Annotated in this window: 10 protein-coding genes; 4 read left to right on the top strand and 6 right to left on the bottom strand. The window is 72.7% G+C overall.

The genetic code is table 11. The features are described 5' to 3' along the window. The first annotated feature begins 440 nt into the window (after window positions 1-440). Both AB0J97_RS19075 and AB0J97_RS19070 read left to right on the top strand, forming a co-directional pair. Window positions 441-962 carry a PH domain-containing protein gene (locus AB0J97_RS19075; protein ID WP_364090205.1) on the top strand — a complete coding sequence of 174 codons (522 nt, stop codon included), beginning with the start codon at window positions 441-443 and terminating at the stop codon, window positions 960-962. Beyond that, on the top strand, window positions 959-2,503 hold the full coding sequence (locus AB0J97_RS19070) for a PH domain-containing protein (RefSeq protein WP_364090202.1): 1,545 nt from the start codon (window positions 959-961) through the stop codon (window positions 2,501-2,503). Before AB0J97_RS19075 ends, AB0J97_RS19070 begins: the two co-directional genes overlap by 4 nt. Before the next feature lie 334 nt (window positions 2,504-2,837). Here the strand turns inward: AB0J97_RS19070 and sepH are convergent, their stop codons facing one another. Both sepH and AB0J97_RS19060 read right to left on the bottom strand, forming a co-directional pair. Beyond that, entirely contained in the window at window positions 2,838-5,786 is a 2,949-nt protein-coding gene (gene sepH / locus AB0J97_RS19065) for a septation protein SepH (RefSeq protein ID WP_364090199.1), read from the bottom strand. 161 nt (window positions 5,787-5,947) lie between these two features. Next, on the bottom strand, window positions 5,948-6,898 hold the full coding sequence (locus tag AB0J97_RS19060) for a S8 family serine peptidase (RefSeq protein ID WP_364090196.1): 951 nt from the start codon (window positions 6,896-6,898) through the stop codon (window positions 5,948-5,950). 113 nt (window positions 6,899-7,011) lie between these two features. Between AB0J97_RS19060 and AB0J97_RS19055 the strand changes: the two genes are divergently transcribed. Continuing rightward, the gene (locus tag AB0J97_RS19055) at window positions 7,012-7,956 is read left to right on the top strand and encodes a hypothetical protein (RefSeq protein ID WP_364090193.1); all 945 of its coding nucleotides are present in this window, start codon (window positions 7,012-7,014) and stop codon (window positions 7,954-7,956) included. On the opposite strand, the gene AB0J97_RS19050 is transcribed toward AB0J97_RS19055, so the two are convergent. Genes AB0J97_RS19050 through AB0J97_RS19040 form a run of 3 tightly spaced genes read right to left on the bottom strand, consistent with a single transcriptional unit; the run spans window position 7,953 to window position 11,255 of the window. Next, the gene (locus AB0J97_RS19050; RefSeq protein WP_357697916.1) at window positions 7,953-9,230 is read right to left on the bottom strand and encodes a D-arabinono-1,4-lactone oxidase; all 1,278 of its coding nucleotides are present in this window, start codon (window positions 9,228-9,230) and stop codon (window positions 7,953-7,955) included. The two genes, AB0J97_RS19055 and AB0J97_RS19050, sit on opposite strands and share 4 nt — an antisense overlap. A gap of 44 nt (window positions 9,231-9,274) precedes the next feature. Further along, window positions 9,275-9,997 carry a polysaccharide deacetylase family protein gene (locus AB0J97_RS19045; protein WP_357697918.1) on the bottom strand — a complete coding sequence of 241 codons (723 nt, stop codon included), beginning with the start codon at window positions 9,995-9,997 and terminating at the stop codon, window positions 9,275-9,277. A gap of 55 nt (window positions 9,998-10,052) precedes the next feature. Further along, the gene (locus AB0J97_RS19040; protein ID WP_364090189.1) at window positions 10,053-11,255 is read right to left on the bottom strand and encodes an MFS transporter; all 1,203 of its coding nucleotides are present in this window, start codon (window positions 11,253-11,255) and stop codon (window positions 10,053-10,055) included. 92 nt (window positions 11,256-11,347) lie between these two features. Here AB0J97_RS19040 and AB0J97_RS19035 point away from each other — a divergent pair, with 92 nt between their 5' ends. Then, window positions 11,348-12,529, top strand: coding sequence for a lytic transglycosylase domain-containing protein (locus AB0J97_RS19035; RefSeq protein WP_364090186.1), 1,182 nt, complete (start codon window positions 11,348-11,350; stop codon window positions 12,527-12,529). On the opposite strand, the gene AB0J97_RS19030 is transcribed toward AB0J97_RS19035, so the two are convergent. Beyond that, window positions 12,520-13,479, bottom strand: a complete 960-nt coding sequence (locus AB0J97_RS19030) for a ferrochelatase (RefSeq protein ID WP_357697924.1) — start codon at window positions 13,477-13,479, stop codon at window positions 12,520-12,522. The genes AB0J97_RS19035 and AB0J97_RS19030 overlap by 10 nt on opposite strands. Window positions 13,480-13,484 lie beyond the last annotated feature (5 nt).

Here is a 13,484-nt window from a genome sequence, read left to right as displayed (position 1 = left end):
TTCCCAGGGGCGCGCGGCGGGGTCCCGGCGGGCGGGAGGTAGGGACAAAACGGGCATGGTTTCGGTCGGCGTCCGGCAGGCAAAATTCAGCTGCGCCGGAAGTGGCGGTTGTGCCTTGCGGCGGACGGCGGCTGCCACGCTTCGTGAGGGCGTTTCGCGCGTGGTGCGGTAACGCGCCGCCGGGCCTGGATGGCACGAACGTGGCGCCGCCGACGTGGCCCAGCTCGACAGCCTGCGGCCGGCCGCCACCGAGCATGCACCCGCCGCGTCCGGGCGTCCGCCCGACACGCCGCTACGGCCGACCGATCTTTACCCGCCGCCGCCGGTGAGCGCGATGGGTCGCGGACGCCATTCCCCATGGGCGTCCTGAGGCCCCTGAGGGCGATCTTCGGGGGGCGTAGCCAGATCGTCTTTCGGGCCGTGCGCCCTAAGCTGGTCGTGTGACGTCAAAAGGCCCACTGCGTGACCCCGCGCACCGAGTCTCGCCCAAGGCCCGCCGCCTGTGGTTGCTGCAGGCGGCCATCGGGTTCGTGTTCTTCGTGGGCGGTTCGGCCGTGGTGGCCGGGTGGGTGGGCGGCAGCGGGTGGTCGTGGGTGCCGTCCTGGCTCGCCGCGCACACCTGGCTGTTGCCGCTGGTCGTCGGGGTGGTGCTGACGCCGTTCCTCGCGGCCGAGCCGTTCGTCCGGTACGCCGTCCACCGCTGGGAGTTGTCGGGCGACGTCGTCTACGCCAGGTCGGGGTTCCTGACCAGGGAGTGGGTGTTCGTGCCGGTGAGCCGCATCCAGACGGTCGACAAGGGCCAGGGGTGGATGGAACGGCTGCTCGGCCTGGCCACGCTGGAGATCCGCACCGCCTCCCACGCCGGCTCCTCCACGATCAAGGGCCTCGACTTCGAGGTCGCGGCCGGGCTCGCCGAACGGCTGGCCCACCGCGCCGAAGAGCTCAGGGACGACGCCACGTGACCCAGCCGCCCCCGCCGCCGCCTCCGCCTCAGCCCCTGCCGCCCCCGCCCCCCGCGCCGCGGCGGCTGAGCCCCAAGGTGCTGCTCATAGATCCGGTACGGATGCTGCCCTCGCTGCTGCTGCCCCTGGTCGGCGTGCTGTTCGTGGGCGGCTTCTCGGCCAGGTCGTACGCGTGGGCGGCGATCGGCGTCGTCGGCACCGTGGCGTTCGCGGTCATCCGCTGGGCCACCTTCACGTACGAGATCGTCGGCGACCGCCTGGAGACCAAACGCTCGCTGATCAGCCGCTCGATCCGGACCATCCCGCTGGAGCGGGTGCGCGGCGTGGACGTCTCCACGCCGCCCATGCACCGCATACTCGGGCTCGCCGTGCTCAAGGTCGACACGGGCGCGAGCGGCGACGACGAGGAGGCCGCGCTCGACGGCGTCACGCTGGGCGAGGCCGAACGCCTCAAGGCGGTGCTGCTGCGCCGCGCCGTCCAGGTCAGGGCCGCCGAGCACATCCCCGGGCCCGGTCCGGCGCCCGTCGACCGGTCGATCATCGCCGTCCCGCGCCGGTGGCTCCTGTACGGGCCGTTGTCCGGGGCGTACCTGCTCACGCCGTTCGCGCTCGCCGGCGGCGCGGTGGGGCTGGCCTTCCAGTGGGGCGACGACCTGGGCTTCGGCCAGGACGCCGCCTGGAGCGCGGGGGAGTGGCTGTGGGAGCACCCCTACCTGCTGCTCGTCGTGGCGTTGCTGCTGGTCGTCGCCATGCCGTTCGTCGGCGGCGTCATGTACGCGGTGTTCAACTGGGACTTCAGGCTCACCCGCCGCGACGGCTACCTCGTGGCCGAGCGCGGGCTGATCAACCGGCGCAGCGTGTCGCTGGAGTCCCGCAGGGTGCGTGGCTACGAGATCGTCGACGGTCTGGCCGAACGCCTGGCCGGGGTCGTACGCGTCTGGGCGATCGTGACCGGGCTGGGCGACTCCGAGACGCGCGGGCAACTCCTGCCCGACGTGCCGCGCCAGGTCGCCGTCGGCGTCACCGCCGACGCGGTCGGACCCTTCCGCTCCACCCTGCGCCCCCATCCGCCCATCGCGCGCAACCGCCGCCTGTTCCGGGCGGTCTTCCCCTGGCTCCTCCTGGCCGCGCTGAGCGCCGCGGGGGCGTGGGCCACGGGAATGATGCTCTGGTGGGTTCTGGCGGTCCTGGCGTTGCTCCTGGCGGGCGCTGGGGTGTTCCTGGGCCTCGACCGGTACGCCTCCCTGGGGCATGGCTACGACGGGGCCCGCCTGGTGGTCCGGTCGGGCTCGCTGCGCCGCGCCGAGGCGGTGGTCGAACGCCGGGCCGTGGTGGGCTGGCGGCTGCGCCAGACCTGGTTCCAGCGACGGGCCGGGGTGCTGACGCTGATCGCGGGGGTCGGGGCGGGGAAGGGCGGCTACCACGCACTGGACGTCTCCGAGGCTCAGGGGGCCGCGTTCCCCGCCGAGGTGACGCCGGAGTGGCTGGCCCCGTTCGCGCAGCCCGACGTACCGGCCCGCCCCTTCCCGCCACAACACTGAACCCCTCAGCCTTCCGGCGGCTGGTTCCATCGCAAGGCGGCGACTTCGCGCCGGCGACTCGGCCCGGCACCACCCGCGGCCGGTTCCGCCGCAAAGCGGTGACTTCGCGCCGGGCGCCCCCGCACCGGGGCTCGGTTAGTCCCGCCGCAAGGCGTCCGCACGGGGGCCCGGCGGGTCGGACGGCGATTTCTCGGGGGGTTTGCGGAGGGGCCTTGTCCGTTCCGTGCGGCCTGGGTGGCACCGCGTCCTTGAACGGCCGAGGCCGCGCCCTCCTGTCGAGGTGGGCGCGGCCCCTGGTCGATGACGGCGATCGGTGTCCCTGATCGCGGGTGGGTCAGTCCTGGCGGCGGGCGCCGAACATGATCTCGTCCCACGTCGGCACGGAGGCCCGGCGGCCCCGCGCGCCCTTGCGCGCCTGACGCGCGGCCGGCGCGGGCGGCGGAGAGGGCACCGGGACGTCCTCCTTGCCGGGGCCCTTGCTGTCGTCCTTGGCGTCGTCCTTGCCGGGACGCGCGGCCGGGATCGGCGGGGCGCCCTTGGGCGCGCCTGGACCGGGCTTGGGCTTGGGCGCAGGCGCCTTCTTCTCCGGCACCTCGACCGTCTCGGCCACCTCTTCAGGCGTCCCGGCGTTCCCGGCCACCTCCTCAGGCGCCTCGGCCTTCCCGGCCACCTCGTCGGGCGTTTCGGTGTTCTCGGCCACCCTTTCGGGCGTCTCGGCCTTCTGGGCCACCTCTTCAGGCGTCTCCGGCACCTCGGTCTTCGAGGCCGCCTCTTCGGGCGCCTCCGGCGCGGCGGCGTTCTGGGTGGCCGTGTCGTTGGCGGCCTCGTCCTGGATGGCCGCGTCCTGGGTGGCCGTGGCTGCCGGTGCTGTCGCCGGGCTCGTCTGCTCCGCCTTCGCGGAGTCCGCCGCGCTCTGGGCGACCGGCGACGCGGCGGCCGAGGACTCCTGCGAGGTGGCTGCGGGCGTTTCGTCGCGCGGCGCGTCCTGCGAGGTGGCCGTGGGCGTCTCGTTCGTCGACGCGTGGTGGGTGGTCGCCTGCGGCGTTTCGGTGGCCGGTGCGTCCTGGGAGGTGGCGGTGGACGTCTCGGTGGCCGGTGCGTCCTGGGAGGCTGCCGTGGTCGCCGGTGTGGCTTCGGTGGTCGCCTGCGGGGCCGCTTCCGCGGTGGCGGGCTTCTCGCTCATGGCGGATGCGGCGGCGGAGGCATCCTCCGCAGCGGCCTTCGGGACGTCCGTCGCACCGGTCGTTGAGGCGTCGGGCGCGTCGGCTGTCGCAACGTTCGCCGCGTCGGCCGTCGGGACGGCGGTTGTGGCGGGCTCTGCGTCGTCGGCGGAGGCGGCGCTGGTGACCTGAGGCGTCGAAGGCGCGCCGGTCTTGGCCTCGGTGGTCCGGGCATCGCCGGTCTCGGAGGCGGCCGACGCGACGGCGGGCTCCGGGGCGGCGGTGTCTCCAGGCGCGGGAGAACCGGTGGTGGTGGTCTCCGCCGCGGTGGACGGCTGAGCATCCACGGCCGCCGAGCTCGCCGCCTGGACGTCGGTGGCGGCGGACGCCTCCGGCCCGGCGTTCGTGGCCGACGTCTCCGGCTGTACGGCAGAGGCAGCGGACGTCTCCGGCTGTGCGGCAGAACTGGCGGACGTCTCCGGCTGGACGGTGGAGGCGGCCGGCGGCTCTGGCTGGGCTGCCGAGGTGGCGGCGGGCTCCGGCTGGGTCGGCGTTGAAGCCGAGGCGGCGGGCTGGGGCGGGGCCGAGTCCGGAGCCTCGGACCGGGCGGCGGGTTCGTCGGCCGCCGCCGCCGTGGACGGCTGCTCCGCCGCCCCCGTCGCCGTGCCGCCAGGAGCGGCGGACGTCGCGAGAGCCTCAGGAGCGGTCGACGTCTGGAGGGCGTCAGGAGCGGTCGCTGTCGCCGGGGCCTCAGGGGCGGGTGCCGGGGTCGGGGTGGGTGCGTGCTGGGTGGGGCCGTCCGTGGGCGGCTGAGGCGGTGCGGCGGGCTCGGAGGGCGTCGGCTGCGAAGGCGCAGGCTGGGAGGTGAGCGGGCGGGAGGGCGGGTTGGCGGGCGCGTAGATCGTGTCGTCGCGCTCGCCGGAGCGGCTGGAGCCGAAGTCGGGCAGCCACGGTGACGTGCCGCCGCGGCGGGAGGAGGCGTCGGCGGAGCGGCCGAACCCGGTCTCGCGCCCCGCGGTCTCCCCACGGTGCCCCTCGGCGCGGGTGTCCTCCCCCCGGAACCCAGGAGCCCGGCCGTCGTCACCACGGAAGCCCTGGCCACGGTCGTCGCCGTGGAAGCCCTGGGCGCGGGTGTCCTCGCCGCGGAATCCGTCGGGGCGGGGGGGCTCGGGGCGGTAGGTGTCCCCTCGGGAGGCGGGGCGGGAGCCGTCGGCGCGGGACGGGTCGGGGTGGAAGCCCTCGCCCCGGAAGGGGGCACGGGTGTTGTCGGACAGGGACGACGAGGTGTCCGACGCGGTCTCGCGAGACGGGGACGGCCGGTCGAACGGCACGTCACGCCCAGGCATGTCCGGCCCCCGGCCGTAACCGCCGGTGTCGGCGGACCTGGGCGGCGGGGTGTAGCCGACGGCCGGCTCCTCCGGCTCGCGGCGTACGACCGACGGGAAGGGCAGCGGGTCGGAGGCGAGCGGCGGCACCGGCTGCAGCTTGGCCACCCGAGGCGCGAACGGCGTGACCGTGGTGTCCTCCACCACGGCGGGATCGGGATCGAAGTCGGCGGACGACAGGCGCATGGCCTCGTCGTCGTGCGGGGAGACGTGGCGCTTGCGCGGGTCGAAGAGCCATTCGGCGTGGCGCGTGTGACCGTTCCAGACGTAGCCGAGCTTGACCCGCCACAGGCCGTCGTCGCGCTTGGCCGAATCCCAGTCGATCTCGTCGGTGGGCACGCCGCGCCTGGTCAGCCGCTCGGCCACCAGCTCGCCGAGGGTGGGACCGGGAGCGGTCTCCCCGGGCATGCGGACGGCGACACGCTGCGCCTGCTGGGCGACGTACTCCCGCTCCTGCAGCACCGGGCCCTCGAACCAGCGGACTCGTTCGACCGGGATCCCGGCGGTCGCGGCGATCTGTTCCGCTGTCTCTCCGGCGCGGATGCGTGCCTGGATCTCCTTGGGGCGCAACGGGCTCTCCACTTCGATCTCGTACTGGCCGAGACGGGAGAAGTTGCCACGGACGGCAGCACGGAGCCGATCGTCCACAGGAAGGGTGAAGCGCGTACCTCGCCCGGCAGTAGCCAGCACGAGATAGGTGCCGTCCTCACTCACCGCGACGAGTCGGAGCTCCTGCATGCGAGTCCCTTCGTCAGCGTCGCCATTCTTCCCCCGGACCCTTGAGTCTCTCGCGTGTGCCGGTTGCCTGCCAGCACCGTACCCGGCATGTCCGAACATCGCCTTCCTGGGAAGCCCCGGGGGCGATGTGACGCCGGTCACATTTGTGGAATCCATTTCCTCTAGTGCCCGCCGCTGTGCATGAGGAGGTTAGAGCTCCTCGACGGATTCTGGCGAATCGCGGGGCGTGCTGTTGTGCACTTCAGCGAACTCGCGACAAGGGACGGGCCGGCATCGGGACTGCGTTCGAGAAGACGCGCCGCGGCCGCGGCGAGATACGGGGCGGCCGCCGAGAACGCCTGCCCGCCGGAGGCAACCTGGCACCAACCTGAGTCGGCCGCGCCCGCGACGAACACGCCCGAGCGCACCAGCGACCGTACGGCGGCGCCGAGCGCGGGCGAGTCGGCCCCGTCGGCGGCGAGCGTGACGACGGACGGGCCGCGCGCGTGCCGCCGGATCCAGTCGAGCCCGGCCAGCACGTCTGCCAGCGAGCCCGACCCCGCGCAACCGAGCACCCGCACCGACGCGATCCTGGCCTCCGGCGCCCGCGAGGCGACGGCCTTGGCGACGTGCGTGCCGTGCCCGGCGCAGTCGCGACCGGTGCCGCCGGTGGCGTCGAAGGCGCGCCAGGCCCGGTCGCCGAACTCGGTCCGGGTGACGTCTACTCCGCTGTCCACGACGTAGACGGTGGTGCCCGCGCCGGTGGACGTGTCAGAGGTGTCGGCGGGGGCGGGCGTGTCGCCGGGCATGGCGTGGATCTCGCGATCGGGCTCGACCGCCAGGACGCGGGGGTCGGATCTGAGCTCGGTCAGCTCGCCGGCGGTCAGGAAGGTGGCGAATCCGGGCAGGGCCTCGGTGTAGTAGCGCCGTACCCGCCATCTCACCTCCGCGACGAGGTCCCGGGCGTCCGCGCGGCTGCGGGCGGTGACGATGTAGGGCCGGGTGGGCTCGGAGGCGGAGGGGCGCAGGGCGAGTCCGGAGGCGGGCGTCATGGCGAGAGGCACAGCGGTCGTCGCGGCCGTCGCCACGGCCGCGGCGAGGTAGACGGAGGGTAGGCCGAATCGTCGGGGCACGAGTTACGAGGATGCCTGTCGCGCAGGTCACAGGAACAACGGGACACGCGCTCGCGTCTATTCACGAGGAAGCTCTTTACCGAACGTATGACCAGAGGGGACTGATCCGGGGGATGACCGCCGAGCAGCGGAAGTTCGAGCTGAGCGTGCCACAGATCCTCGGGAGTGCCCTCGCCGCCGTCACCGCCGCGGTGGCCGCCTCCTACCTCGGGGTGGCGGGCACCGTGATCGGCGCCGCCGTGGTCAGCATCGCGAGCACGGTGGCGAGCGCCGTCTACACGCACTATCTCAAGCGCACCGGTGAGCGGGTCAAGCAGCACACGCTGTCCGCGTGGCACGAGGAGCAGGAGGAGGGCAAGGGCCTGCTCGCCGCGGCCGCGTACGCCACCCCGGCCGCGGGCGAGGAGACGGCCGCGCGCCGCCCCCCGGCGGTAGGCGAGGAGACGGCCGCGTTCCGTACTCCGGTGGACGACGAGGACGACGAGGACGACGAGGACGACGAGGACACGGCCGTGTTCGCCGTTCGACCGGGTGGCGAAGGCGGGCGGGACACGCTGGTCATGCCGGTCGCCGTTCCCGCCGACGGGCACAGGGGGCTGCCGTGGCTGAAGATGGCGGTGGCGGCCGCGCTGGTGTTCGCGGTCAGCATGGGCGGCATCCTCGCCTTCCAGGCCGTCGACCACCAGACGCTGCACGAGCGGGTCACCGGCAGGCAGACGCCGGTGAAGGAGCATCAGCGCGCCCCCGTCCAGGACCAGGGGCGCGACCGCCGGGACCGCGAGGTGCTGCCGACCGGGCCGGCGGAGTCGCCGACCCCGCTCCCGACGCCGACGGACACGCCGCGCACGCCGCCGCCGTCCCCGACCGAGGAGCCGGAGCCGAGCGTCACGCCGACGCCCACGCCCACGGACACGGTCGAGCCCGTCGAGACACCTCAGCCCGACGGGGAGGAGCAGGAGAGCCCCGACCCGGGCGAGCAGCAGTCCAGCGCGCCCCCGCCCACGCAACCCCAGGACGACCCGCCCCTCCAGCAGGAGGGCCGCCAGCCGCAGCGCTAGCCCAGCACCACGTCGAGGTAGTCGTTGGTGAACACCCGGCGCGGGTCCAGGCGGTCGCGCAGCGCGACGAAGTCGTCGAAGCGGGGGTAGACCTTGCGCAGGTACGCGGCGTCCCTGGTGTGCAGCTTGCCCCAGTGCGGCCGGCCCTCCAGCCGGTTCATGATCTCCTCCACGCCCTCGAAGTACGCGGGGTTGGGCGTGGGGCGGTAGATGTGGCAGGCGACGTAGGCGGAGTCGCGGCCGTACGCGGTCGACAGCCACGCGTCGCTGGGCGGCGTGACGCGCACCTCGACGGGAAAGGTGATCTTCCAGTCCATCCTGTCGATCAGGTCGCGGGTCTCGCGCAGCGCCTGGGCCAGGTACCGGCGCGGCACGGCGTACTCCATCTCCAGGAAACGCACGTCGCGGCGGGCCGTGAACACCTTGTACGAGGTGTCCACCGCCTCGGAGTCGCCCAGCGCCGCCGCGCTGATCGCGTTGATCCGCGGGATCAGCGCCGGACGCCGCCCGCCGACGGCGCACGCGGCGCCGAAGACGGTGTTCTCCAGGAACACGTTGTCCAGCCAGTGCTTGAGCGCGCTCGGCGGCCTGGCCGGGCCCGCGTCCCGGTTGTTGGTCTTGACCAGGCAGGCGTCGGTGTGCGGCAGCCAGAAGAAGTCGAGGTGCTCGTTGGCCGAGGTCATCGAGTCGAGCGAGGCGAGCATGTCGGTGAGCGTCATCCTGCGCCGCCGGTTGCGCAGCAGGAACGCGGGCTCCACCCGGAACGTCACGGCCGTCAGCACGCCGAGCGCCCCGAGCCCGACCCTGGCCGCGTCGAACAGGTCCTCGCCGGGCGCGGCCGTGACGACCGAGCCGTCGGCGAGCACCAGCTCCAGCTCGGCGACCTGGTCGGCCAGGCCGCCGCTGTCGCGGCCGGTGCCGTGGGTGCCGGTCTGGATCGCGCCGGCGACGGTCTGCTCGGTGATGTCGCCCATGTTGGCCAGGGCCAGGCCGCGCTGGTCGAGCAGCTCGTTCAGCACCTTGAGCGGCGTGCCGGCCTGGACGGTGACGCGGTCCTCGGCGGCGGACCTGATGCCGCTCAGCCCCTCGGGACGCAGCATGATCCCGTCGGTGAGGGCCACCCCGGTGAAGGAGTGGCCCGTGCCCACCATGCGCAGGCGACGCCCGGCGGCCGAGGCGTCCCGTACGGCCTGGACGACGTCCGCCACGCTCGTGGGGGTGCGCACCTCGGCAGGGGCGCCCGTCTGATTCCCGGCCCAGTTAGTGAAGACCATGAGGCGCCCCTCCGAGCGTCGTTCCGATTAAACGTGAACGATACTCACTTCTGCCAGCCTTCGGGAACCGGGAAAATCTGGCCGGGCTCAAGGTTCTGCCGCTTGATCACGTCGGAGACCGTCACCAGCTGGTACCCCTTGGCCTGCAGGGACTTGATGATGGACGGCATGGCGTCCACGGTCTGCTTGACCCAGTCGTGCATGAGGATGATGCCGTCGCGCTGGGCCACCTCAAGGGTCTTCTTCTTGATGGCCTCGACGTTCTTGCTCTCCCAGTCGTGCGAGCCGGCCGTCCAGAGGACCATCGGCATGCCGAACTCGGTCGCGACGTCGGACACCTGGATGTCGGCCAGCCCGTACGGCGGGCGCAGCAGCTTGGGCTCGACGCCCGCCGCCTTCTTGACCGCGTCCTGGGTCTTCTTGATCTCGCTTCTGATCTCCCCGGCTTCGATCTTGGTGAAGTCCGGGTGCTTGTAGCTGTGGTTGCCCACCTCATGGCCCTCGGCGACCATGCGCTTGACGAAGGCCGGACGGCTGGTGACGTACTGGCCCTCCAGGAAGAACGTCGCCTTGGCGCCGGTCTTCTTGAGGGTGTCGAGCAGAGTTCCCGCGTACTGGCCGGGCCCGTCGTCGAAGGTCAGCGCGAGGCACTTGACCTGCTCGCAATCGACCTCGGCCTTCTTCGGCGTCTGGGCGAACGCGGGCGCGGGAGCCAGAGTGACGCAAACTGCAGCGATAGCTAGAAGTGAAGTGATTTGTCGGGACATAGCAAAGCTTCCGGTGTGATGGGTGTTGCGAGGGATAACTCCCGACCGTAGCGGATCAACTCTTCACGGGTGAAGGCGCTTCCGGAAGTCTCAGCAAACCCGAACCTCCGACGCCCACGACCGCCGCCAGCAGCGCCGCGCACACCGCGAAACCGAACGCGCTGGACGCGCCGAACAGGTCGGTGAGCCGCCCGCCCGCCCACGCGCCGATCGCCACGCCGAACCCGATCGAGGTGGAGATCCACGCCATGCCCTCGGTGAGCAGGGACGGCGGCACCAGCCGCTCGGTGAGCGAGAACCCGGTGATGAGCGTCGGCGAGATGGCCAGACCGGCCACGAACGCCACGGCGGCCATGACCCACGGGTCGTCCACGAGCAGGATCGGCACCAGGCCGACCACGAACACGCCCAGCGCGCGGACGAACCGGGCGCGCAACGAGATCCGCCACTGCCGCGAGCCGAACCACAGCCCCGACACCATCGACCCGCCCGCGAACGAGGCCAGCAGGAACCCGGAGACGCCCTTCACGCCGTGCTCCTCGGCGAAGGCGACCATGATCAGGTCCACCGAGCCGAACACCGAGCCGAGCCCGAGGTAGACGCACGCCAGCAGGGCGATGCCGGGGATCAGGATGGGCGTGCCGCCGCCCGTCCTGACCAGCTGCACGGGCGGCTGCGTACGCCGCTGCGCCGCCAGGGCCAGGCAGCCGCCGAGCATGCACACCAGCGCCACCACCAGCCCCGCGTACGGGTTGACCGCCGTGGCCAGCACCGTGACGAGCGCGGGCCCGGTGACGAAGACCACCTCGTCGGCCACGGACTCGAACGCGAAGGCGGTGTGCAGCGTTCCCGTGCCGCCGTGGATGGTGGACCAGCGGGCGCGCACCATCGACCCGATGGACAGGGAGGAGGCGCCGATCAGCAGGCCGGAGACGTACAGGGTCCATTCGGGCAGGCGGAGCGCGGCGCTGAGCATCAGCGCGGCCATCGCCAGCGCGTTGACCACGGAGAAGGGGGCGATCACCCGGTTCTGCCCGAACCTGTCCACCAGCCGCCCCGACAGCGGCGCCGCGATCGCGAAGGCCACGTTGGTGGTCGCGCCGACCGCGCCGGCGGTGGCGAAGGACCCGGTGACGGTGGAGATCAGCAGCACGACCCCGATGCCGAGCATGGACATCGGCATCCGGCCGACGAACCCGGCCAGCACGAATCCCTTGACGCCGGGCCCGTTGAACAAACCCCGGTAAGGCCCGACCACGCTGTTTCCCCCTTACTTGGCGACCCAACGATCGCGCACTGTCTGTCCGGATGGCAACTGAAATTTCCGGCGAGTGGGTTAACGTGTGCCTGATGTCCGGTCTTCCCTCTCTCCGCGCGGTCCTGCTCATGGTCCTCGGCGTGCTCGTGGTCACCGCCGTGGCCGGGGGAGTCGTCGTGCTCGTGGGCGATGACCTGGTCAGAACCGCCCAGGAGCCGGTGCGCAGGCCGATCACCCGCGTGACCCCGGAGGCCGCTCCGCGCCTCGACAAGCTCGTACCCACGACGGCGCCGGTCAAGGATTTCGGACAGGGCGGACCGGGCGTCACCGTGACGCCGCCGCGCGTGCTGGCGATCGCGCCCGGCACTGTCTCCAGGCGTACCAGGCTCGCCCTCGGCGCGCTCAGGCACGTGCAGAAGGCGGCCGTCGTGGACGCCGGCGCGGTCAAGGTCTCCGGCACGTCGCTGAACCTGCTGGCCGTCGACCCCGCCGACTTCCGCTCCTGGACGCCGCAGCCCGTCGCCGACCAGCCGGCCGTCTGGAGCGCCCTGGCCAGGGGCGAGCTGGTCGCCGAGGCCGGCACGATGCGCAAGTACAGCATGATCCTCGGCGCGATGTACCAGGTGGACGGCGGCCCGAGGCTCCGGGTCGCGGCCTCGGCCACGCTCGGGCTCTCCGGCGTGGACGGCCTGGTCAGTGTCGAGGTGGGCAGGTCGCTCGGCTTCGCGAAGGGCGTCGCGGTGCTGCTGCACGGCAAACCGGGCACCATCGGCGAGACCGGGGTGCGCAAGCTGCTGGGCAAGGGCGCGCAGGTCGTCGTGCTCGACGCGGCCAGCCGCGCCCAGCAGCAACGGCGGCAGCAGCAACAACAGCAGCAGCCGGTCAACGTCGGCCGGCCGGGCAGCTACCTGGAGCTCTACCAGGCCGCCGCCACCCGCTGCCCCGGCCTGTCATGGACGGTGCTGGCGGCCATCGGCCAGGTCGAGAGCAGTCACGGCCGCAACAACGGGCCCTCCAGCGCCGGCGCCCTGGGGCCGATGCAGTTCATGCCCGCCACCTGGAAGCACTACGGCGTGGACGGCGACGGCGACGGCAAGGCCGACATCTGGAGCCCGTACGACGCGGTGCCCGGCGCCGCCAACTACCTGTGCGCCAACGGCGCGGGCAAGGGCCCCGGGAAGCTGCGCAAGGCGATCTGGTTCTACAACCACTCGTGGGACTACGTGAACAAGGTCATGGGCATCGCCGAGGCGTACGCCCGCACCTACGCCTGAGGCCGCCCGCCGGGACGGACCGGACGCGGGCAGCAGGTGAGCGGGCACGGGACGGGCTCAGGCTCGTCCATCAGCTCCCTGACCATGCGCACGAACGCCGGATGGGTGCCGGCCGTGGCCGCGCGCTCCATCGGCAGGCCCAGCTCGGCGGCCACCTGCCGGGCCTCGGTGTCAAGGTCGTAGACGACCTCCATGTGGTCGGAGACGAACCCGATCGGCACCAGCACGACCGAGCCGGCGTCCGTCTTGCGCAGGAAGTCGCACACGTCGGGCTCCAGCCACGGCACCTGCGGGGGGCCGCTGCGCGACTGCCACACCAGGTCCCATGGCTCGTCGCGGCCCAGGGCCCGGTTGACCAGCTCGGCGCTCCTGCGGAGCTGGGACTCGTACAGGCCGCCCGAGGGGCCGGCGGTCTCGGCCATCGACACCGGGATGCTGTGGGCGGTGAACACCAGCCTGGCGTCGTCGCGGCCGAGCCGTTCCAGCGCCGCGCGCGTGTGGTCGGCCATCGCCGCGACGAACCCCGGGTGATCGCCGAAGTGCCGCATCTTGATCAGCTCGGGGCCGCCCTCGACGGAGATCCTGGCGATGTCCTCGTAGTACTGGCGGCAGCTCGAATATCCGGCGAAGGCCGAGGTGGCGAAGACGGCGGCCCGGCGCACGCCGTCGGCCGCCATGCGCCGCACGGTCTCCTCGCCGAAGGGGTGCCAGTTGCGGTTGCCCCAGTAGACCGGCACGCCCACGACCGGGCGCAGCGCCTCGACCAGCTCGCGGTTCTGCTGGTTGATCGGGCTGACGCCGCCGAAGCCCTGGTAGTGCTCGGCCACCGCGAGCAGCCGCTCGCGCGGGACGCCGCGCCCCCGCACGACGTTCTCCAGGAACGGCAGCACGTCGTCGGGCCCCTCGGGGCCGCCGAACGACAGGAGGAGGAGAGCGTCGTAATCAGCCACGTGTC

The sequence above is a fragment of the Nonomuraea sp. NPDC049607 genome (assembly GCF_040675375.1).
Classification (GTDB): domain Bacteria; phylum Actinomycetota; class Actinomycetes; order Streptosporangiales; family Streptosporangiaceae; genus Nonomuraea.
The sequence above is the reverse complement of the archived record's forward strand: the minus strand, read 5'-3'. Positions and strand labels throughout refer to the sequence as shown.